This window comes from Oceanobacillus longus, assembly GCF_042650085.1.
Lineage (GTDB): Bacteria > Bacillota > Bacilli > Bacillales > Amphibacillaceae > Oceanobacillus > Oceanobacillus longus.
In genome coordinates, this window is record NZ_JBHSAO010000001.1 from 301,523 (window position 1) to 319,016 (window position 17,494).

At 38.6% G+C, this 17,494-nt stretch carries 17 protein-coding genes; 14 read left to right on the forward strand and 3 right to left on the reverse strand.

Annotated elements, in window-relative coordinates; genetic code table 11:
- The first annotated feature begins 40 nt into the window (after positions 1-40).
- Positions 41-547, forward strand: coding sequence for a DUF84 family protein (locus tag ACFOUV_RS01505; RefSeq protein ID WP_379494999.1), 507 nt, complete (start codon positions 41-43; stop codon positions 545-547).
- Between the two features lie 47 nt (positions 548-594).
- On the opposite strand, the gene ACFOUV_RS01510 is transcribed toward ACFOUV_RS01505, so the two are convergent.
- Positions 595-1,035, reverse strand: coding sequence for a YtoQ family protein (locus ACFOUV_RS01510; RefSeq protein WP_379495000.1), 441 nt, complete (start codon positions 1,033-1,035; stop codon positions 595-597).
- A gap of 159 nt (positions 1,036-1,194) precedes the next feature.
- Between ACFOUV_RS01510 and ACFOUV_RS01515 the strand changes: the two genes are divergently transcribed.
- The 13 genes from ACFOUV_RS01515 to motS all read left to right on the forward strand — a co-directional run bounded on the left by ACFOUV_RS01515 (position 1,195) and on the right by motS (position 15,666).
- Entirely contained in the window at positions 1,195-1,701 is a 507-nt protein-coding gene (locus tag ACFOUV_RS01515; protein WP_379495001.1) for a hypothetical protein, read from the forward strand.
- Between the two features lie 73 nt (positions 1,702-1,774).
- On the forward strand, positions 1,775-2,140 hold the full coding sequence (locus ACFOUV_RS01520; RefSeq protein ID WP_379495739.1) for a thioredoxin family protein: 366 nt from the start codon (positions 1,775-1,777) through the stop codon (positions 2,138-2,140).
- Positions 2,141-2,168: 28 nt separating this feature from the next.
- Positions 2,169-2,978 carry a DUF1444 domain-containing protein gene (locus ACFOUV_RS01525; protein WP_379495002.1) on the forward strand — a complete coding sequence of 270 codons (810 nt, stop codon included), beginning with the start codon at positions 2,169-2,171 and terminating at the stop codon, positions 2,976-2,978.
- 14 nt (positions 2,979-2,992) lie between these two features.
- On the forward strand, positions 2,993-3,595 hold the full coding sequence (gene ytpR / locus ACFOUV_RS01530; protein ID WP_379495003.1) for a YtpR family tRNA-binding protein: 603 nt from the start codon (positions 2,993-2,995) through the stop codon (positions 3,593-3,595).
- Between the two features lie 352 nt (positions 3,596-3,947).
- Positions 3,948-6,479, forward strand: a complete 2,532-nt coding sequence (locus ACFOUV_RS01535; RefSeq protein WP_379495004.1) for a DNA translocase FtsK — start codon at positions 3,948-3,950, stop codon at positions 6,477-6,479.
- Positions 6,480-6,549: 70 nt separating this feature from the next.
- Entirely contained in the window at positions 6,550-7,665 is a 1,116-nt protein-coding gene (locus tag ACFOUV_RS01540) for a nicotinate phosphoribosyltransferase (protein WP_379495005.1), read from the forward strand.
- A gap of 165 nt (positions 7,666-7,830) precedes the next feature.
- Positions 7,831-9,135 carry a UDP-N-acetylmuramate--L-alanine ligase gene (gene murC, locus ACFOUV_RS01545; RefSeq protein WP_379495006.1) on the forward strand — a complete coding sequence of 435 codons (1,305 nt, stop codon included), beginning with the start codon at positions 7,831-7,833 and terminating at the stop codon, positions 9,133-9,135.
- 806 nt (positions 9,136-9,941) lie between these two features.
- Positions 9,942-10,349 (forward strand): DUF948 domain-containing protein, encoded by a 408-nt coding sequence (locus ACFOUV_RS01550; RefSeq protein WP_379495007.1) that lies wholly within the window; start codon positions 9,942-9,944, stop codon positions 10,347-10,349.
- A gap of 27 nt (positions 10,350-10,376) precedes the next feature.
- Positions 10,377-10,958 carry a YtxH domain-containing protein gene (locus ACFOUV_RS01555; RefSeq protein WP_379495008.1) on the forward strand — a complete coding sequence of 194 codons (582 nt, stop codon included), beginning with the start codon at positions 10,377-10,379 and terminating at the stop codon, positions 10,956-10,958.
- 677 nt (positions 10,959-11,635) lie between these two features.
- Complete coding sequence (locus tag ACFOUV_RS01560; protein ID WP_379495009.1) at positions 11,636-12,709, forward strand: bifunctional 3-deoxy-7-phosphoheptulonate synthase/chorismate mutase; 1,074 nt, start codon at positions 11,636-11,638, stop codon at positions 12,707-12,709.
- Between the two features lie 227 nt (positions 12,710-12,936).
- Positions 12,937-13,938 carry a catabolite control protein A gene (gene ccpA / locus ACFOUV_RS01565; RefSeq protein ID WP_379495010.1) on the forward strand — a complete coding sequence of 334 codons (1,002 nt, stop codon included), beginning with the start codon at positions 12,937-12,939 and terminating at the stop codon, positions 13,936-13,938.
- Positions 13,939-14,066: 128 nt separating this feature from the next.
- Positions 14,067-14,891, forward strand: coding sequence for a flagellar motor protein MotP (motP, locus tag ACFOUV_RS01570; RefSeq protein WP_379495011.1), 825 nt, complete (start codon positions 14,067-14,069; stop codon positions 14,889-14,891).
- Entirely contained in the window at positions 14,881-15,666 is a 786-nt protein-coding gene (gene motS / locus ACFOUV_RS01575; RefSeq protein ID WP_379495012.1) for a flagellar motor protein MotS, read from the forward strand. The genes motP and motS overlap by 11 nt, the downstream gene beginning before the upstream one ends.
- A gap of 23 nt (positions 15,667-15,689) precedes the next feature.
- Here the strand turns inward: motS and ACFOUV_RS01580 are convergent, their stop codons facing one another.
- Positions 15,690-16,847, reverse strand: coding sequence for an acetoin utilization protein AcuC (locus tag ACFOUV_RS01580; RefSeq protein ID WP_379495013.1), 1,158 nt, complete (start codon positions 16,845-16,847; stop codon positions 15,690-15,692).
- Positions 16,844-17,494 (reverse strand): acetoin utilization AcuB family protein, encoded by a 651-nt coding sequence (locus tag ACFOUV_RS01585; RefSeq protein ID WP_379495014.1) that lies wholly within the window; start codon positions 17,492-17,494, stop codon positions 16,844-16,846. Before ACFOUV_RS01585 ends, ACFOUV_RS01580 begins: the two co-directional genes overlap by 4 nt.

Here is a 17,494-nt window from a genome sequence, read left to right on the forward strand (position 1 = left end):
AGCTGCCATTGCTGGCAGCTGTATTAATGAGGTGAATACATTGGAAATTATTATTGGATCAAAAAACCCGACGAAAATCCAGGCTGTTACCGATATATTTCCATCTGCTGAAGTGACATCCATCGACGCAGAATCTGGCGTCTGTGCACAGCCATTTTCAGATGAAGAAACGAAACAGGGGGCAGTCAACCGAGCAATGCGCTGCACGGAAACGAAACCGAACACGTTTGGAGTAGGATTAGAAGGCGGTGTCATGTATGTTGATAACCAATTGTATCTATGCAATTGGGGTGCACTCGTAACACCGGATGGTAAAATTTTTACTGGGAGTGGAGCGAGAGTCGTATTGCCTAAACAAATTGAAATTGGACTTAAAGAAGGGAAAGAACTAGGTGATCTAATGGATGATTATGCCAAGAAACAGGAAGTTCGCAAAAATGAGGGTGCGATTGGAATTTTTACGAATGAACTTGTATCACGCAAGGAAATGTTCTCCCATGTCGTAAAACTTTTACGCGGACAACTGGAATATGGTTTGAAACAGTAAAGAAAAAAGAAGGCAGGGCATAAATAAATCCCAACCTTCTTTTTTTCTTATTCAAATATATATGCTAAAACATCAAGTGCTTGATCAATTGTTTCAACGGTGACATTTGCTTTATTGGATAATTCTTTTAGCGGATGGACAAGCGATTCGGGTCTCACAATAATCGTTGGTTTGTTCATCGTTATCGCAGCACTCGCATCCATCGCAGTGTTCCATTGCTTATATTTTTCCCCAAACAAAGCGATAACCACATCTGATTTCTCCATCAATACTTGTGTACGGAAATTGTTAATGCTGGATGCTGTATCATCTTTATATATATCTCCTGGCTGTTTGCCAAGAATATCCTCACCAATCTGGTCAGATCGGTCATGATTTGTTTGAGGTGCGACAAATTTGAGTGGAAGATTTTTTTTCTCCGCCTGCTTTTGTACTTCCTTCCGCCAGTTCGTATGAATCTGACCTGCAAGATATACGGTTAATTCCATAGAAACCCCTCCTAAATAATAGATTCTATTAATTATAGTAACGAAATTTACAAATATTGCAAAGAAATCAACGCACATGATAGAGATGCAGGTTTCCTATTTTTTTATTTTATAGTATGATGTAATTTGGTAAAAAAGGACTAGACAGGGGGAACTACCATGAGAAATCCTATATTTATACTGGCTGGACTGATTGGGCTTATCATCGTACTAAATGGATGCGGATTGAAATCAGAAGAGGATGCGCTCGCTGGTGCAAAGGCGACTGCAGAAAATATTTTCCATAATGAATCACAAATAGAAACAAACTACGAACTTGGTAATAATACCATTTATATACCAGAATACCTGGAAATAGAAAGCAGCGATGAAAGTAATCTCATTTTGGTAAATGGGGATCAGACGTATATTCTCTTTCGTAATCCAATCGAAACCTCTCAAAGTGAGCTGAACTTCCATGCTGCAAATGCAGAAAATGCTTTGTTGCTAGATTCCTTTAGCAATGAAGATAACTTTGGCTATATCCGCATCCTTCCTGATGAAGGGGAGGGCTATGAAATGCAAATTGGCGTCGGTGGTGTGAAAATAACCACGTTCACAACAAAGGGAAAGATGGATGCTGATGCAGAAGAACTTATGAAAATGGCAAAATCAATTGTAATGTAAGAATAAGCAGGGCGATGCAGATTATCGCGCTGCTTTTTTTATTTTGGGCCAAGAAACCAAGATAATTGAATCCATATCCAAACAAGGATATGATAAGAAAAGAAAGGAAGTTGATGAAACGATGAAACCGTTAGAAACGATAGAGCAATTTAATGAATTGAAAAATAATGAAAACGTCCTTTTTATTTTTTCTGCAGGATGGTGTCCGGACTGTCGTGTCATCGAGCCTGTATTACCAGAAATAGAAGAAGACCACCCCGAGTATCAATTTATTGAAGTAAACCGTGACGCGTTTATGGAAGTTTGCCAGGAACACGATATTTACGGTATCCCGAGCTTCTTAGCCTTTGCAGGCGGAAAAGAAGCTGGCCGCTTTGTCAGTAAGGATCGTAAAACAAAAGAGGAAATCGAGCAGTTTATCAACGGATTATCTGCTTGATTTCCAATGGTTTTCAGGAGGTAGCTAGATGTCTAAAATGACTAGTTTTAAATTAAAAAAAATATTAGAAGAGCGACTTGCAAATGAAAATTTAGTCACTTCGTTTAACCGTGATCAGGATGCATTTCGGATTGAATGGAAGCATTCGAAGCAAGGAATTACCATCACATTGCCAAATATGGTTGTGAAATACAATCAGCGCGGAGAAGAGGCAATTGATGAGTTGATCGAGCACGTGAAAGAAGCTTTAAGAATTATGAATGAAGATCAACAGCTGTCCGGTATGGAGAAAAACATCTACCCGGTTATGCGGTCTCCTTCCTTCCCAACTGAAACTAAATCCGGTGCCACATTGGTATATAAGAATCATACGGCAGAAACACGAATTTTTTATGCACTTGATTTAGGAAAGTCTTATCGACTCGTTGATGAGGAACTTCTTGAGAAAGAAGGTTGGTCACAAGAACGGATCGATGAAATAGCTGCGTTTAATGTCCGCTCCCTATCACGTGATTTCAAACATGATCGAGTAGCAGAAAATGATTTTTATTTTGTGGCAACACAGGACGGGTATGATGCGAGCAGAATTTTGAATGATGCCTTTTTGGAAGAAATGAAGGCCAATGCCAAAGGAGACTTGACAGTTGCAGTTCCTCATCAGGATGTCCTGATTTTTGCTGACATACAGAATAAAATGGGTTATGATATTTTGGCACAGATGACAATGAAGTTTTTCGCAGAAGGTCGTATTCCGATTACTTCTCTTCCATTTATTTATGAAGATAAAAAATTGGAACCGATCTTTATCCTTGCAAAAAACAGACCTGAAAAGAACTAGGGAGGATGAAACGAATGGATGTTTTTTATAATCCGGATGGTATTGGTGACGTACTGCTAATTCCAATAAAAGATGGAGATAGGTATGAAATCACACATGAAAAATTTGGCGATATTACAAAGATAACTACCAATGATGGTGAGTTGTTGGGATATAATATTTTTCAAGCATCTAAGAATTTAAATTTTGAAGAAAAAGGAAAAATAAAGTTAACCGAAAGCTTGTTGGAAGAAATTAAAGGGCTCTTTGAAGCGAATAATTTGAACGACCCCCTTGATTTTGATTTAAGTCCGAAGTTTGTAGTAGGATATGTTTCAAGTAAAGGTCCTCATGAAAATGCAGATAAATTAAGTGTTTGCACCGTCGATGTTGGCAATGAATCATTGCAAATCGTTTGTGGAGCGCCTAATATCGATGCAGACCAAAAAGTCGTGGTTGCCAAGGTTGGAGCAACCATGCCAAGCGGAATGAAAATAAAAGCCTCTGAGCTCAGAGGTGTACCATCCAATGGTATGATTTGTTCGCAAAAGGAACTCGGTCTGCCAAACGCACCTAAAGAAAAAGGCATTTATGTACTGGATGACTCCTTTACGGTGGGCGAAGAATTTGTATTTTAATGAGAAAGCAACCCCTGTACATATGCAGAGGTTGTTTTTTTATTGTTTAGGAAATTATAAAATTGTATGTTGTAGATAACGTAAATACACAGAAACAGCCACGTCGAGCTCCAGCGCCCAACGACTATTGGACTTCCCTCACCTCCGTACGATAAGTCAACATCGGTTCGCATACGCTCACCGTGTTTCCTTTATCTCCTACGGCTCAGTCCAGTCCATACGTCGCTAACCGGGCGCTTACGCTTTTGTTCTGTAAGGAAGTAAAAACTTTTTAATTAACTTTTTCCAGAAACTTTCCAAATCTATAGAAAAACTGCTAAAATAGAGAGCAAACGATTTTTAGGAAATAGAAATGAGTGATTTAAAAATGTGGGACGATTGGAAAGAGAAAATTAAAAATATATTTACAAAAGAAGTTGAAATAGAGGTGGAAGAAGTGGTTGAACTAGAATCACATCAACACCACAATACAACCAATGGTAATCAAGAGTTAAAAGCTAAAATGATGTATCAATATCCAGATCGTAATTCATTTCGATTCCCGGTTATCCCGGACGAGCCGAAACCAAAAAGGGAAGAGGAAAAAGATAGACCAAAATCAACAAAAACAGATGATATTTCAGCATATCAGAAAAGGCAGCAGACACGGGAAGAGAGAAAACCCCGAGAATCAAAAATCAAACCGCCGGTGAGACAAACATACAATGAGCCATCGATAGAGAGCAGAAAAGTATACAAGAAAGATCCAAGTGTACCTTTCCAACCGACTGATGTACCTTCACCTATTTATGGCTTTCAAAAAGGAAAGCAGAAAGAGGAAATTGAAAATATACCTGCTTATAAGCGTAAGGAATTGAAACAGGAGAGTGCGTTTGGAACAAAGCAACCAGTTCAAACAGATGTGACTGAAGATTTGCTTGATCCGTTGAATGTTGCCAGTGAACGTTTGAAGGACAAGCCAGAAGAAAGCATTGTCAATCAGGAGATCATACAACCTGAAAAAGAAGAGCCGAATACTGTAGTTGAATTGAATCAACAAGAAACAGCTGCTACCGCTGAATCAATTGAAGAAGAGATACAGGAAACTGTTGAGAAAGATTTTTCTGAGAGAAAGCAAGATAGTCAGAAGAAGATTAACCCGATTAGCTCGAGAGAGAACAAAAAAGCTTATGAAAAGACATCAAATGAATATAAGCCGGAACCATTTAATGTGATAATGACGCCAAGGGATAAGAAGAATCTTTTTGACAGACAACAACGGGCGCAAACACAACAGCGGAGAGAAAAGACACAACAGCGGAGAGAAAAGACACAACAGCAAAATCAAGAACGTATGCATGCAGAAAAATTAAGGCAACAACATGAAGTACAGGCGGAACAAATAAGACAAGAGCAACATCATGCCCAAGTCTTAAAGCCATCAGAAGAGAAACAGGAAGAACCTGTGAAGAAGCAGCAAATAGAACAACCAGCACAGGAGCAAATTAAAATTCCATTTCATCTGCTGAATGATCCAATTCAAAAAAGTAACGATGATCAGATTTGGGTCAGTGAACAGCAGGAACTCCTAGAGCAGACGTTAAAGTATTTTAATGTTCGTGCCAAGGTCGTAAAAGCAACTCAAGGGCCATCTGTTACTAGATTTGAAGTGCAGCCTGAAATGGGAGTGAAGGTAAGCAAGATTAAAAACCTTTCCGATGACCTTAAGTTGAATATGTCTGCAAGAGATATACGTATTGAAGCACCGATTCCAGGTAAAAATACTGTTGGGATTGAGATTCCAAATCGAAAATCGGAAATGGTAGGTTTACAGGGGATTTTTGAAACAGATGACTTTAAAGAAAGCAAATCTCCCTTGAGCATTGCTCTAGGACTAACGATAGAAGGATACCCTAAAATTACAAACATACAAAAGATGCCGCATGGTCTGATTGCAGGTGCTACAGGTTCAGGGAAAAGTGTCTGTATCAATACGATACTAATTAGTTTGATCTACAAGGCGAGTCATGAGGATGTTAAATTCTTATTGATTGATCCGAAGATGGTGGAGCTTGCACCATATAATGGCATTCCTCATTTGGTAGCACCGGTTATTACCGATGTGAAAGCCGCAACACAAAGTTTAAAATGGGCTGTCAATGAAATGGAAGAACGGTATGAAAAATTTGTGGAAGAAGGGGTTCGAGATATAGAACGCTATAACCAAAAAGTCTTTAAACAGGGCAGAGGCAATCAGAAGATGCCATTTATTGTGATTGTTATTGATGAGCTGGCAGATTTAATGATGATGTCACCACAGGATGTCGAGGATTCCATTAGCCGAATTGCTCAGAAAGCAAGAGCTTGTGGAATCCATCTGCTATTGGCAACACAGCGGCCGTCTGTGGATGTAATTACCGGTCTCATTAAGGCGAATATTCCAACTCGAATTGCCTTCAGCGTATCTTCCCAAATTGATTCACGCACCATCATCGACTCAAGTGGTGCTGATAAGCTCCTTGGAAGAGGGGATATGCTATTTGTAGAGAATGGAACTGGACAAAGCGTGAGATTGCAAGGCCCATTTGTATCTGATGAAGAAATCGAACGGGTAACAAATTATGCAAGAAGTATTGCAGAACCGAACTATTTATTTGAACAGGAACAACTCTTGGAACAGGTTAGTATGGATGAAGATGAGGACGAATTAATGGAGGAAGCCATTCAGTTTATCATGAATCAAAATAGTGCAAGTACATCCTTGCTGCAGCGTCACTTCAAGATTGGTTATAATCGAGCTGCACGACTGATTGATACGTTGGAAGCGAGAGGTTATATTTCCGGTCAAAATGGAAGTAAGCCAAGAGATGTGCTTATTACGCAGTCACAACTGGATGAATTGTAATTATTTGTTTGAATTTGAAAAATTCTATATGATAGAGAAACCATGGCAATCGATAAGGAGAAAACATTTTATGAAAGAGATTAGTCAGAAACTCACAGGTGAAATAAAACGTCTCACGAATAAAACCTTTAAATTTGATGACCGTATCAAAGAAGGCTGGTTCTCAGCTGTATATTTTTTAAAAACAAAGGAAATCGCAGAAAAGAAATTACCTAATAATTATGTAACCATGCAATTTTTCCAGAAAGAAAATGCTGTATTATGTGGTACGGATGAAGCTATTGCATTGCTGCATACATTTGCCGATAATGCTGAAACATTGGAAATTAACTCGTTAAAAGACGGAGATAAAATCACTCCATACGAAACTGTACTGACGATTTCTGGATCATACCAACAATTTGGCTTTTTAGAAGGTCTTATAGATGGAATTCTTGCAAGAAGAACATCTGTAGCAACAAATGTATACAATGTGGTAAAAGCTGCACGAACCTCCGGGGAGCAAAAACCGGTTATCTTTATGGGTGATCGTGATGATCATTATACGACACAGGCCGGAGACGGTTATGCCGCATTTATCGGTGGTTCCACTGCCCAAGCTACCCATGCCATGAATGAATGGTGGGGGAAAGAAGGCATGGGGACGATGCCACATGCATTAATACAAATGTTTCGTGGAGACTTGGTAGCAGCTGCGAAAGCCTATCATGAACTATATCCTGAAGATGAATTGGCAGCACTCGTTGATTATAATAATGATGTGATTACAGATTCACTGAAAGTCGCAAGAGAATTCGGTGATAAGCTGAAATCGGTTCGACTTGATACATCCCGTACACTTGTGGATAAATACTTCCTTAGAAACCATCATCTAATGGGGACTTTCGACCCGCGCGGTGTTAATCCCGAATTGCTTTTTGCATTAAGGAAAGCACTCGATGAAGATGGCTTCCAACATGTTAAAATTATGGTTACAGGTGGATTTACCGAAGATCGGATTACCGATTTTGAAAGAACAGGCGTACCGGTGGACATGTATGGAGTGGGAAGAAGTTTATTGCGACTTAATATTGGATTTACCGGGGATCTTGTCCTTTTCAATGGCAGTCCGGAAGCAAAAGAGGGACGACGGTTCAGACCTAATCCTCGTCTAGAAAAGGTTGACTACTTTAATCCAAATGAATAAGTAAGGGAACATTCATTTACAGCTAATTTACAATTTGATTACATTTTCAGATGTAGAGCATTAGTGTTTGAAACGGCGTCAATCTTTGCTATAATGAAGCGGTGTGAAAATCCTTTCATACAATTTTTAAATTAACGTTTGTATGAACATGTTGGAGGTTCGTTTATGACAACTTACCATTTTATTGGTATTAAAGGGACAGGAATGAGTGCACTGGCACAAATTCTTCACGACTCTGGAGAAAAAGTTCAGGGTTCGGATGTAGAGAAGAAGTTTTTTACGCAGGAAGTTTTGGAAGAGAAGAACATACCAGTATTTCCTTTTTCTGAGAGTAATATTAAACAAGAATATACCGTTATTGCAGGTAATGCTTTTTCCGATGAGCATATAGAAATTCAAGAAGCGAAAAAACAAGGTTGTACCTTTTACAGATACCATGAATTCCTTGGTGAATGGTTAAAACAATTCACAAGTATTGCTGTAACTGGTGCACATGGAAAGACTTCTACTACAGGACTGCTCGCACATGTTCTGGATGAGTCGTTCCCGATTTCCTATCTTATCGGAGATGGTACTGGAAACGGTCATGTGGACAGTAAGTATTTTGTATTTGAAGCTTGTGAATATCGTCGCCATTTTCTGAGCTATGAACCCGACTATGCGATCATAACCAATATAGATTTTGATCATCCTGACTATTTTACGAGTCTCGACGATGTCGTTGATGCGTTTCAGTCGATGGCAGACTTAGTTAAGAAATGTATTGTTGCTTGTGGTGATGATGAAGAATTGCAAAAAATTCATACGAAGGTTCCAGTTATTTATTACGGGTTTGCTGCAACGAATGATTTTCAGGCACAAAACGTAAAAGAAACAGAAGCTGGCACACAATTTGACGTTTTTGTTAGGAATACGTATTATGATACATTTACCATTCCAATGTTTGGAAATCATAATATTTTAAATGCCCTGGCAGTGATCGCAATTTGTCATTATGAAGGCATTGATGCAGAGTACATTAAAAAGCTTTATTCATTTAAAGGGGTTAAACGCCGTTTTAGTGAAAAAAGATTAGGAAATCAAATAATTATTGATGATTATGCGCATCATCCAATAGAGATTACAGCTACGATTGACTCTGCAAGAAGGAAATATCCGGGTAAACAAATTGTGGCTATTTTTCAACCGCATACCTTTACAAGGACGAAAACATTCTTACAAGAATTTGCTGATAGTTTAAGTGAAGCTGATGTTGTTTATTTATGTGATATTTTTGGTTCAGCAAGAGAAGAATCAGGCAAGTTGACCATTAATGATTTGCAGGAACGTATTCCAGATTGTTCCTTATTTGAATTAGATCATGCTGAAGTATTGCAGGAATATCAAGACAGTGTATTAATTTTCATGGGTGCAGGGGATATTCAAAAATTCCAAAAAGCCTATGAGGATACAATGAATACTTCTGTTTAGAAATAAATTTGAGAACCATCCGACTCGTTGGATGGTTCTTTTTCCATGTCTAAAAATCACTCACAACCATCCACATATCTTTAAGTAAGACTATTTTAGGTTAAAATTGTTGTTTCTTGAGCAACACAGAGTTGAGATGAAATGCGAACTAGGATAGAAACTTCGGCGACCGCTCTGGGAAATACACTACGCTTTCCACGGGCGGCTGGTGAGCCCCTTTATGCTAACGCATTACAGTGTCTCACCGATGCCTCTCTTCCCGTAGGAGTCTCCGTGTATTTCCCCGAGCTGTATAGAAGGTTGCTGACAATGACAATGACAATGACAACACTTGCTAATAGCTAAAAAAGCATCCTACAGCTTCACCAGTCCGGGTGAGCGGCGGGCGGTGACTCCTGCGGGAACAGCACGTGTCCGAAGACCTGAAGAGCGGTATTCTCTTCGGGGCTGAGGCCGTGCCCGCGGAAAGCATCCGCCCAGAGCGATCCCGGACGGCGGGAAAAGCAGTTACTTCACATTTTATAGATTTTGTAACATAAGCAATAAATTTTTAGAAAACAGGCTTAAGTAAGAAGAATAATAAAAAAGAAGGATTTATATCATATTTGTCGAAATTGTTAAGAGAAGAGTCTATACTAGAAATAAGTAGGTAACGGTAACGAACTTCAACCTTACATATGTTTATCGTCGATTTATTAGGGTAATATTGAAAGAGGGTAGGCTTCGTTCGGAACCGAAAGGGACTTACTTATCTGTATTAGAACTTACTTAACTTACTATTACATGCAAAAGGAGCTGAATTAGAAATGGAAATATTGTTATATATTGCCGCACTCATCGCTGCGATTGCATTTGTCGTGCTGGTAGTATATGTAATTATCACATTAAAAGCAACGAAACAAACACTAAATGATGTATCAGGGACAATGCAAGGTCTGGAAAAGCAAATGCAGGGAGTAACGACAGAGACGACAGAGTTACTCAATAAAACGAATCGATTAGCGGATGATATTAATCATAAATCCACAAAATTGGATGGTTTATTTGAAGGAGCAAGAGGTATTGGAGATACAGTCAATGACTTCAATCAAACGCTTAGACAGCTTTCAAGTATTATCTCCCGTAATTCTAAAGAAGATCAGGAAAAAGCGGCACAGGCTGTTAAATGGGGAGCATCCATTTTTGAGTATTGGAACAAGAAAAAAAATAAATAAGATCAATTATAAATAGGAGGGAATTATATGTCAGAGAATAACAATAATATTAATTCAAAAGATTTTATTATCGGTACGCTAGTGGGAACAATGGTAGGGGTATCTGCTGCATTATTATTCGCACCAAAATCGGGAAGAGAGTTAAGAGGTAATATAAATCAAAGTGCAAATCAAGTGAAATACCGTGCTGGAGAGTTGAGAAATGTGGCACAGGAAAAAGGAACCGATTGGAAAGATAAAGCATACACAACAGGATCGGAATTAAGAAGAAAAGCAATGGATACAACCTCACAGCTGTCTAAAACAGTAACGCAACAATCAAAGGACTTCAAAGATAATGTGGTTCAAAAAACAGAGGAATTTACAAAGAATGCTACTCAAAAGGCAGAAGAATTAAAAAATGACGCTTCCCAAAAAATACAGGAAGTTAAACAAGATGCTGGGCAAAAATCACAAGAAGTAAAGAAAGATGCTGCGAGTCAGGCACAAGAAGTGAAAAATACGGTAGATAATCAAGCAAAACAATCAAATAAGGAAGACTTGCAGGCAAAAGAAAAAGTTTCCCAACAAACGGCAAATGATACTGTGAAAAACAAACCAAACAATTAATTCGAAAAAGAATAATTAATATGAAGACCGCTCATTTTAACATGTAGCGGTCTTTTTATTTGTGAATTAACATAATAGCCTTGCCTCCGTTATCTCATCGCAATTAATAACCCATTCCCTTAGTCTGTAAGCGCTCCTCTGGCCGTGTTGGTATATTTCCCACTCGTACATGCCCCTACACCTACTAGAGCCCTGTTTAGCCGTCTCATAGATTCTTGTATCAATACATTTGCCGCATTTTGCTCCACCATCAGTCAGTCCCTGTCAATGCTGCAACACAGGTTTGTTTAGTAAATAAATAAAGTACATATGGAGAGTTTGTAAATTTGATTCAGCTCTACGAGATAAGCTAACATCAACATAGGGAAAAGATGTTCGATACATGCATGTCGGCCTATTTATTGTATAGCGAACGAATTTAGTAATCTATTACCATTACTACAAATTTCACCACTTTTTTTCAGGTAGAAGGTTGGTAACGGAGCGTGTACTGTTACGCAAAGATAGGCTATAGACCTGCCTCAGCATCCCTTTCTATTAGCAGGAATGTTTGGTTTGGAATTCAAATCTATTTATTTATAAACTTAATAGTGACAAATGGTAGAATTTTAGCTATAATTGTCACTAATTATTAAAAATAGTTATAGTTAAAATCTGTAGCAGGGGGCGTATAGGAAATGAGTAATGAAATGGAACCGCTAAGAAAGCAAATTGACGATGTGAATCTGGAAATTCTAGAGTTGATTAATCGTCGTGCCGAGCTAAATCAGCAAATTGGTCAATTAAAAACAAAACAGAGCATCAAACGATTTGATCCAGTACGTGAAAGAGAAATGTTGGATAAAATCAAGGAAAGTAATAATGGGCCATTCCAAAATGCGACACTTGAACATATATTTAAAGAGATTTTTAAAGCAAGTCTTGAATTACAGGAAGACGATCACAGTAAAGCCTTACTTGTGTCTCGCAAAAAGAAACCTGAGAATACGGTTGTAGACGTGAAAGGCAAAAAAGTTGGTGACGGAACGACAAGCTATGTCTTTGGTCCGTGTGCAGTCGAAAGTTACGAGCAGGTTGCCGCTGTAGCTGAATCTATAAAAGGTAAAGGATTGAAACTGCTTCGCGGTGGTGCATTCAAACCAAGAACATCGCCATATGACTTCCAAGGTCTTGGTGTAGAAGGACTTCAAATATTAAAACGCGTTGCTGATGAATATGATTTAGCTGTCATCAGTGAAATCGTAAATCCGGCACATATTGAAGAAGCAATTAATTATATTGACGTTATTCAAATTGGTGCAAGAAACATGCAAAACTTCGAATTACTAAAAGCAGCTGGAGATACAAATAAACCCGTATTATTAAAACGTGGTTTGTCAGCAACAATAGCTGAATTCATCAACGCTGCAGAATATATTATGTCACGTGGTAATGGTAATATCATTTTATGTGAACGTGGTATCAGAACGTATGAAACAGCAACTCGGAACACACTTGATATTTCTGCAGTACCGATCTTGAAACAGGAAACACATCTTCCGGTAATGGTTGATGTAACGCATTCTACTGGACGTCGTGATTTACTTCTTCCAACAGCAAAAGCTGCACTTGCAATTGGAGCAGATGGTGTAATGGCAGAAGTTCATCCAGATCCAGCTGTAGCGTTATCTGATTCAGCTCAACAAATGGATATTCCTACATTTGATAAATTCTTTAACGAAATAAAAGATGTTGAAAATCGTTTAAAATAATAGAAGTGGCTGATCATTTTTAGCGATCAGCCTTTCTTTTTGTGTTAAAATAAATAAACAAAAAGATTGGTACAAGGTTGACGATTTGGTGAATAATAGTGTTGTATAGCGTCTGACTGTGATGGTACAGCATAATTTTGTGATGCAATTTTTTGTAATTTTTTTCATGGTAGAGTATCATATAGAGAAAGAAGTCGATTTGTAATTTTTTTAGGAGGTAGACTTAGATGAACATAACGATATACGATGTAGCAAGAGAGGCAAATGTCTCCATGGCTACCGTTTCACGTGTTGTAAATGGCAACCCGAACGTTAAACCAACAACACGCAAAAAGGTATTAGCAACGATAGAACGATTAGGCTATCGCCCAAACGCAGTTGCCAGAGGATTGGCAAGTAAGAAAACAACGACAGTTGGTGCGATTATCCCTGATATTTCTAATATCTTTTTCTCCGAACTTGCCCGTGGTATAGAAGATATTGCAACGATGTACAAATATAATATTATTTTAAGTAGTTCCGACCAGAATAAAGATAAAGAACTCCAGTTAATTAACACCATGTTGGAGAAACAGGTGGATGGAATTCTGTTTATGGGTGGGAATATAACCGATGAACATACCCACCAATTTAAAACATCTTCGGTACCGATCGTACTCGCATCAACATATGATCCAACCGATACGATTCCTACGGTTAATATTGATTATGAACTTGCTGCATATGAAGCAACCAAGCATTTAATCGAAAAAGGTCATAAACAACCTGCTCTGGTAGCGAGCAAAACGAATACGAGTGTTAATGTACTTAAATATAATGGCTATATTCGCGCATTGAAAGAGTCTAACATTGAAGTAAACGAAGATTTGATTATTAAAGGCGTGTATGCTTATCAAACAGGACTCACTGCTGTGGAAGAATTACTGGCTTTGGATGAGAAACCTACAGCTGTATTTGTTACTTATGACGAAATTGCTTTAGGGGTCATTCATGGTGCACAGGACATGGGTTTAAACGTACCAGATGATCTTGAAGTATTTGGCTTTGATAATACAAGATTGGCTACAATGGTCAGACCAACACTTACTACAATTGTACAGCCCACGTATGATATTGGAGCAGTTGCCATGCGCCTTCTTACCAAATATATGAATAAAGAAGAAGTAGAAGATAAAAATGTGGTATTACCTCATCGAATTGAGTTCAGAAACTCAACATTAAATAATTAATGCCGATATAAATAGTAAATCAAATAGTGTTCAAAAAGTTACCAGATGTTCATTGGGAGGTTCTGCTTCTCTGCAGGTAACATTTTTGAACGCTTCTTGTTTAGTAAAGCTATGGGGAGATAATGAATATGAGAAAACGTGATATATTAACTCCGGTCGGTATTACATTGGGTTTTATTATGATTATGTTGGCTATTCTAACGAAAAGCGGTACGGGGGGAATAGCATCTTTTGCAGATATTCCTGCTATTTTTATTGTGATCGGTGGCTTAATCGCTTCCATGCTTATCACTTTTAAAATGGAACAGTTAAAGTTAACGAGTGCCATATGGAAAGAAGCATTTCATAAAAATGATATGCAACTTTCAGAGTTAATCCATTTGTTTATTCGGTTATCTGAGCGTGCTAGAAGAGAGGGAATACTTGCTCTGGAAAATGAACTGGAAGATGTGGAGGACCCCTTTATAAAAAAAGGAATTCTGCTTGCAGTCGATGGCATTGAACCAGAAGTAATATCAGATATTCTACATGCTGAAATCACAGCATTGGAGGATCGACATTATAAAGGTAGAATGCTCATCGAAAAAGCGGCAGAATATGCACCTGCGTGGGGAATGATTGGTACATTAATTGGACTTGTTCTAATGCTGAATACGCTATCAGACCCTAGTACTCTTGGTCCGAGTATGGCTGTTGCGCTTCTAACGACTCTCTATGGAACAGTTCTTGCAAATCTGGTATTTACTCCGATGGCAGGCAAATTGGAAGCCAAGACGGAGGAAGAAGTTTTTACAAAGCAGATCATCATTGAAGGGATTATTGGTGTACAATCAGGCCAGAATCCACGGATTTTGGAAGAAAAGCTTAGTGCATTCCTTCCGAAAGATTCCAAACAACGAAAAGAGACAGAAGATGCTGCGGGTTACGTAGGGGAGAGCGTAAATGAAACGTAGAGAGATCAAGCGTAAAAAAAATAGCGGGGCACCAAAGTGGATGGTTACGTATTCTGACATGGTGACACTTATATTGGTTTTTTTCATTTTGCTTTTTTCTATGTCACAAATCGATCATGTGAAATTTGATGCCATATCGGAATCGTTTCAGAACCGAATGATCTTTGATTTTTTCCCATCCCCGGTTCCGATGGAGAACCCTACTGAAAGCACCGACCATATGGAGAGCGGAGAAGAGACCAATGAATTTGATACGCCAACCCAAATGGATAACGTAACGGATAGGGATGAACCGGAAAAAGAAGATTCTCTAAATGATTTAGTGCATAATGTAGAAAATTATTTAGATGAATATGAACTGAATAATGTTATTTCAGCAGATAGAACGGAGCGAGGAGTCGTTCTCGTGCTTCAGGAGAGTATTTTGTTCGACTCAGGGGAAGCCAATATTTTGGATGAAGGTCAACCATTCCTCGATCGTATCGGTACATTGTTAAGCGATATCCCGAATCATGTTAAAGTTGAAGGACATACAGATTCAAGGCCAATTTCCAATTATCGTTTCCCTTCCAACTGGGAGTTGTCCGGTGCTAGAGCAAGCAGTGTCGTTCGCTATCTAATCAGTGAAAATGATTTAGACATAGCCCGGTTTTCAACCGTGGGTTATGCGGACACAAGACCACTCGTTCCAAATTCCCCGGAGAACTGGAGTCAAAACCGCCGTGTGGAAATCGTAATCTTGGAAACTGGCAATGATGATGGAGCTGAAAATTGATCAGCTCTTATTACTTTTTCTATCTATTTAATTGTTTTTGTATATTTTAGTAGGCTCTGTAATAGTTTATCGTTTTTCTCCGTTATTTCAGCTTTTCTAGGAATGTCAGGTAGTACTTCACTGTTATCGTGCCAGAATAGAGGAAGATCAACAGGTGAATCAATTTGCCATTTTGTAATCCATTCTTTAGGAATAGATCCTTTTGCAGGCTCCCCAGTTTTCATTACATTCCATATCTGCGCCCATGCACGAGGTACAACGCGCCACATGTCGTATCCACCACCGCCGGTTGCAATCCACTTGCCATTACAATATTGATGTGCCATTTCATGTGCAACAAGAGGAATTTGATCAAAAATGCGCATGGATCCACAGAGGTGTGTCAGCGGATCAAAACAATGGGCATCTGCACCGTTCTGGGTTACAATAATATCTGGTTTGAAAAATTCAGCGATCTCTTTGAATGCGGTTTCATAAACATGTAAAAATGATTCATCCTGGGTAAAAGCATCAATTGGTAGATTAAAAGAATAACCGTGACCATGCTTTATACCACGTTCATTTACATTACCAGTTCCAGGGAAAAGATATCTGCCTGTTTCATGTATGGAAAAGGTACAGACATTCGGATCGTCATAAAAAGCCCATTGTACACCGTCTCCATGGTGTGCATCCGTGTCTACGTACAATACTTTAAGATCATATTTTTTACGAATGTATTTAATTGCAACAGCACTGTCATTATATATGCAAAATCCTGCTGCTTTTCGCTGAAATCCATGATGTAATCCACCACCAAGATTTAAGGCATGATCCCTGTTTCCACTCAGTACTTCATCAACAGCGGTCAACGTTCCACCTACCAGATAACTGCTAGCTTCATGCATATTTGTAAAAATGGGTGTATCCTCGGTTCCTAATCCATATTCATAACCCTCATCCTCACTTAATAAACCCTTACCACCGCGCTTAACAGCATGAATAAAATCATAATCATGGAAAAGCGCAAGTTCCTCATCGGTAGCCATCCTCGGTGGGATAATATCTTGAACTTGTAACGTATCGTTTGTTTCCAATAAATCCTTGGCCAGCAAAACTCTTTTCTGATTAAATGGATGCTCATCATTAAATCGATATTTCAGGAAGTCTTCAGAGAATATAAAACCCGCATTTCCACTCATCGTCTTGGCTCCGCAATATTATTTGGCCATAGCAATTGATAACCTGCTTCACGCAAATCCTGAATGACAGGCATGGGATTCAGTGTCTGAATACGGAATACGAGAATCTTATAATCTGGATCACTTTGATAAGGATAAATTAGAACAGATACGATATTGGTTTTTCGTTTTCCAAAAATAGCAGCAACCTCAGGAAGTATCCCAGGACGGTGGGGAACCTTTACTTCTATAAGAGAGCTCTGTACATGGGTGCCGGTTAATTGAATTAATGTATAGAGCATATCTTTTTCCGTTATGATACCAACGAGGCGATTATTACTAACAACAGGGAGACATGCAATTTCCTTATCGTAAAAAATAGCAGCAATCTCCTCGACAAAATCCATAGGGTGTATCGTGATGACGGGATGACTCATGATCGTTTGAATCTCATTATTTAATTCACTACTGTCCGCATCTTTAAGAAATGTAGAGGGACTTGCATCTCTTACATCCCGATCTGATACGATTCCAATTACTTGTTTTTCATCATCCACGATAGGGAGATGCCTAATTTTATTCTTCTGCAGCAATAGCAATGCTTCTTCAATGGTTGCTGTTGGATTTAGTGTAATGACTTCTGTTTTCATGATATCTTCTACCAGCAT

What these genes read in the sequence shown, in the direction of transcription:
- ACFOUV_RS01510 (WP_379495000.1), bottom strand. Translation starts at nt 1,035, where the DNA reads ATGGAATTAACCGTATATCTTGCAGGTCAGATTCATACGAACTGGCGG.
- ACFOUV_RS01515 (WP_379495001.1), top strand. Translation starts at nt 1,195, where the DNA reads ATGAGAAATCCTATATTTATACTGGCTGGACTGATTGGGCTTATCATC.
- ACFOUV_RS01525 (WP_379495002.1), top strand. Translation starts at nt 2,169, where the DNA reads ATGTCTAAAATGACTAGTTTTAAATTAAAAAAAATATTAGAAGAGCGA.
- ytpR (WP_379495003.1), top strand. Translation starts at nt 2,993, where the DNA reads ATGGATGTTTTTTATAATCCGGATGGTATTGGTGACGTACTGCTAATT.
- ACFOUV_RS01535 (WP_379495004.1), top strand. Translation starts at nt 3,948, where the DNA reads ATGAGTGATTTAAAAATGTGGGACGATTGGAAAGAGAAAATTAAAAAT.
- ACFOUV_RS01540 (WP_379495005.1), top strand. Translation starts at nt 6,550, where the DNA reads ATGAAAGAGATTAGTCAGAAACTCACAGGTGAAATAAAACGTCTCACG.
- murC (WP_379495006.1), top strand. Translation starts at nt 7,831, where the DNA reads ATGACAACTTACCATTTTATTGGTATTAAAGGGACAGGAATGAGTGCA.
- ACFOUV_RS01550 (WP_379495007.1), top strand. Translation starts at nt 9,942, where the DNA reads ATGGAAATATTGTTATATATTGCCGCACTCATCGCTGCGATTGCATTT.
- ACFOUV_RS01555 (WP_379495008.1), top strand. Translation starts at nt 10,377, where the DNA reads ATGTCAGAGAATAACAATAATATTAATTCAAAAGATTTTATTATCGGT.
- ACFOUV_RS01560 (WP_379495009.1), top strand. Translation starts at nt 11,636, where the DNA reads ATGAGTAATGAAATGGAACCGCTAAGAAAGCAAATTGACGATGTGAAT.
- ccpA (WP_379495010.1), top strand. Translation starts at nt 12,937, where the DNA reads ATGAACATAACGATATACGATGTAGCAAGAGAGGCAAATGTCTCCATG.
- motP (WP_379495011.1), top strand. Translation starts at nt 14,067, where the DNA reads ATGAGAAAACGTGATATATTAACTCCGGTCGGTATTACATTGGGTTTT.
- motS (WP_379495012.1), top strand. Translation starts at nt 14,881, where the DNA reads ATGAAACGTAGAGAGATCAAGCGTAAAAAAAATAGCGGGGCACCAAAG.
- ACFOUV_RS01580 (WP_379495013.1), bottom strand. Translation starts at nt 16,847, where the DNA reads ATGAGTGGAAATGCGGGTTTTATATTCTCTGAAGACTTCCTGAAATAT.
- ACFOUV_RS01585 (WP_379495014.1), bottom strand. Translation starts at nt 17,494, where the DNA reads ATGCTGGTAGAAGATATCATGAAAACAGAAGTCATTACACTAAATCCA.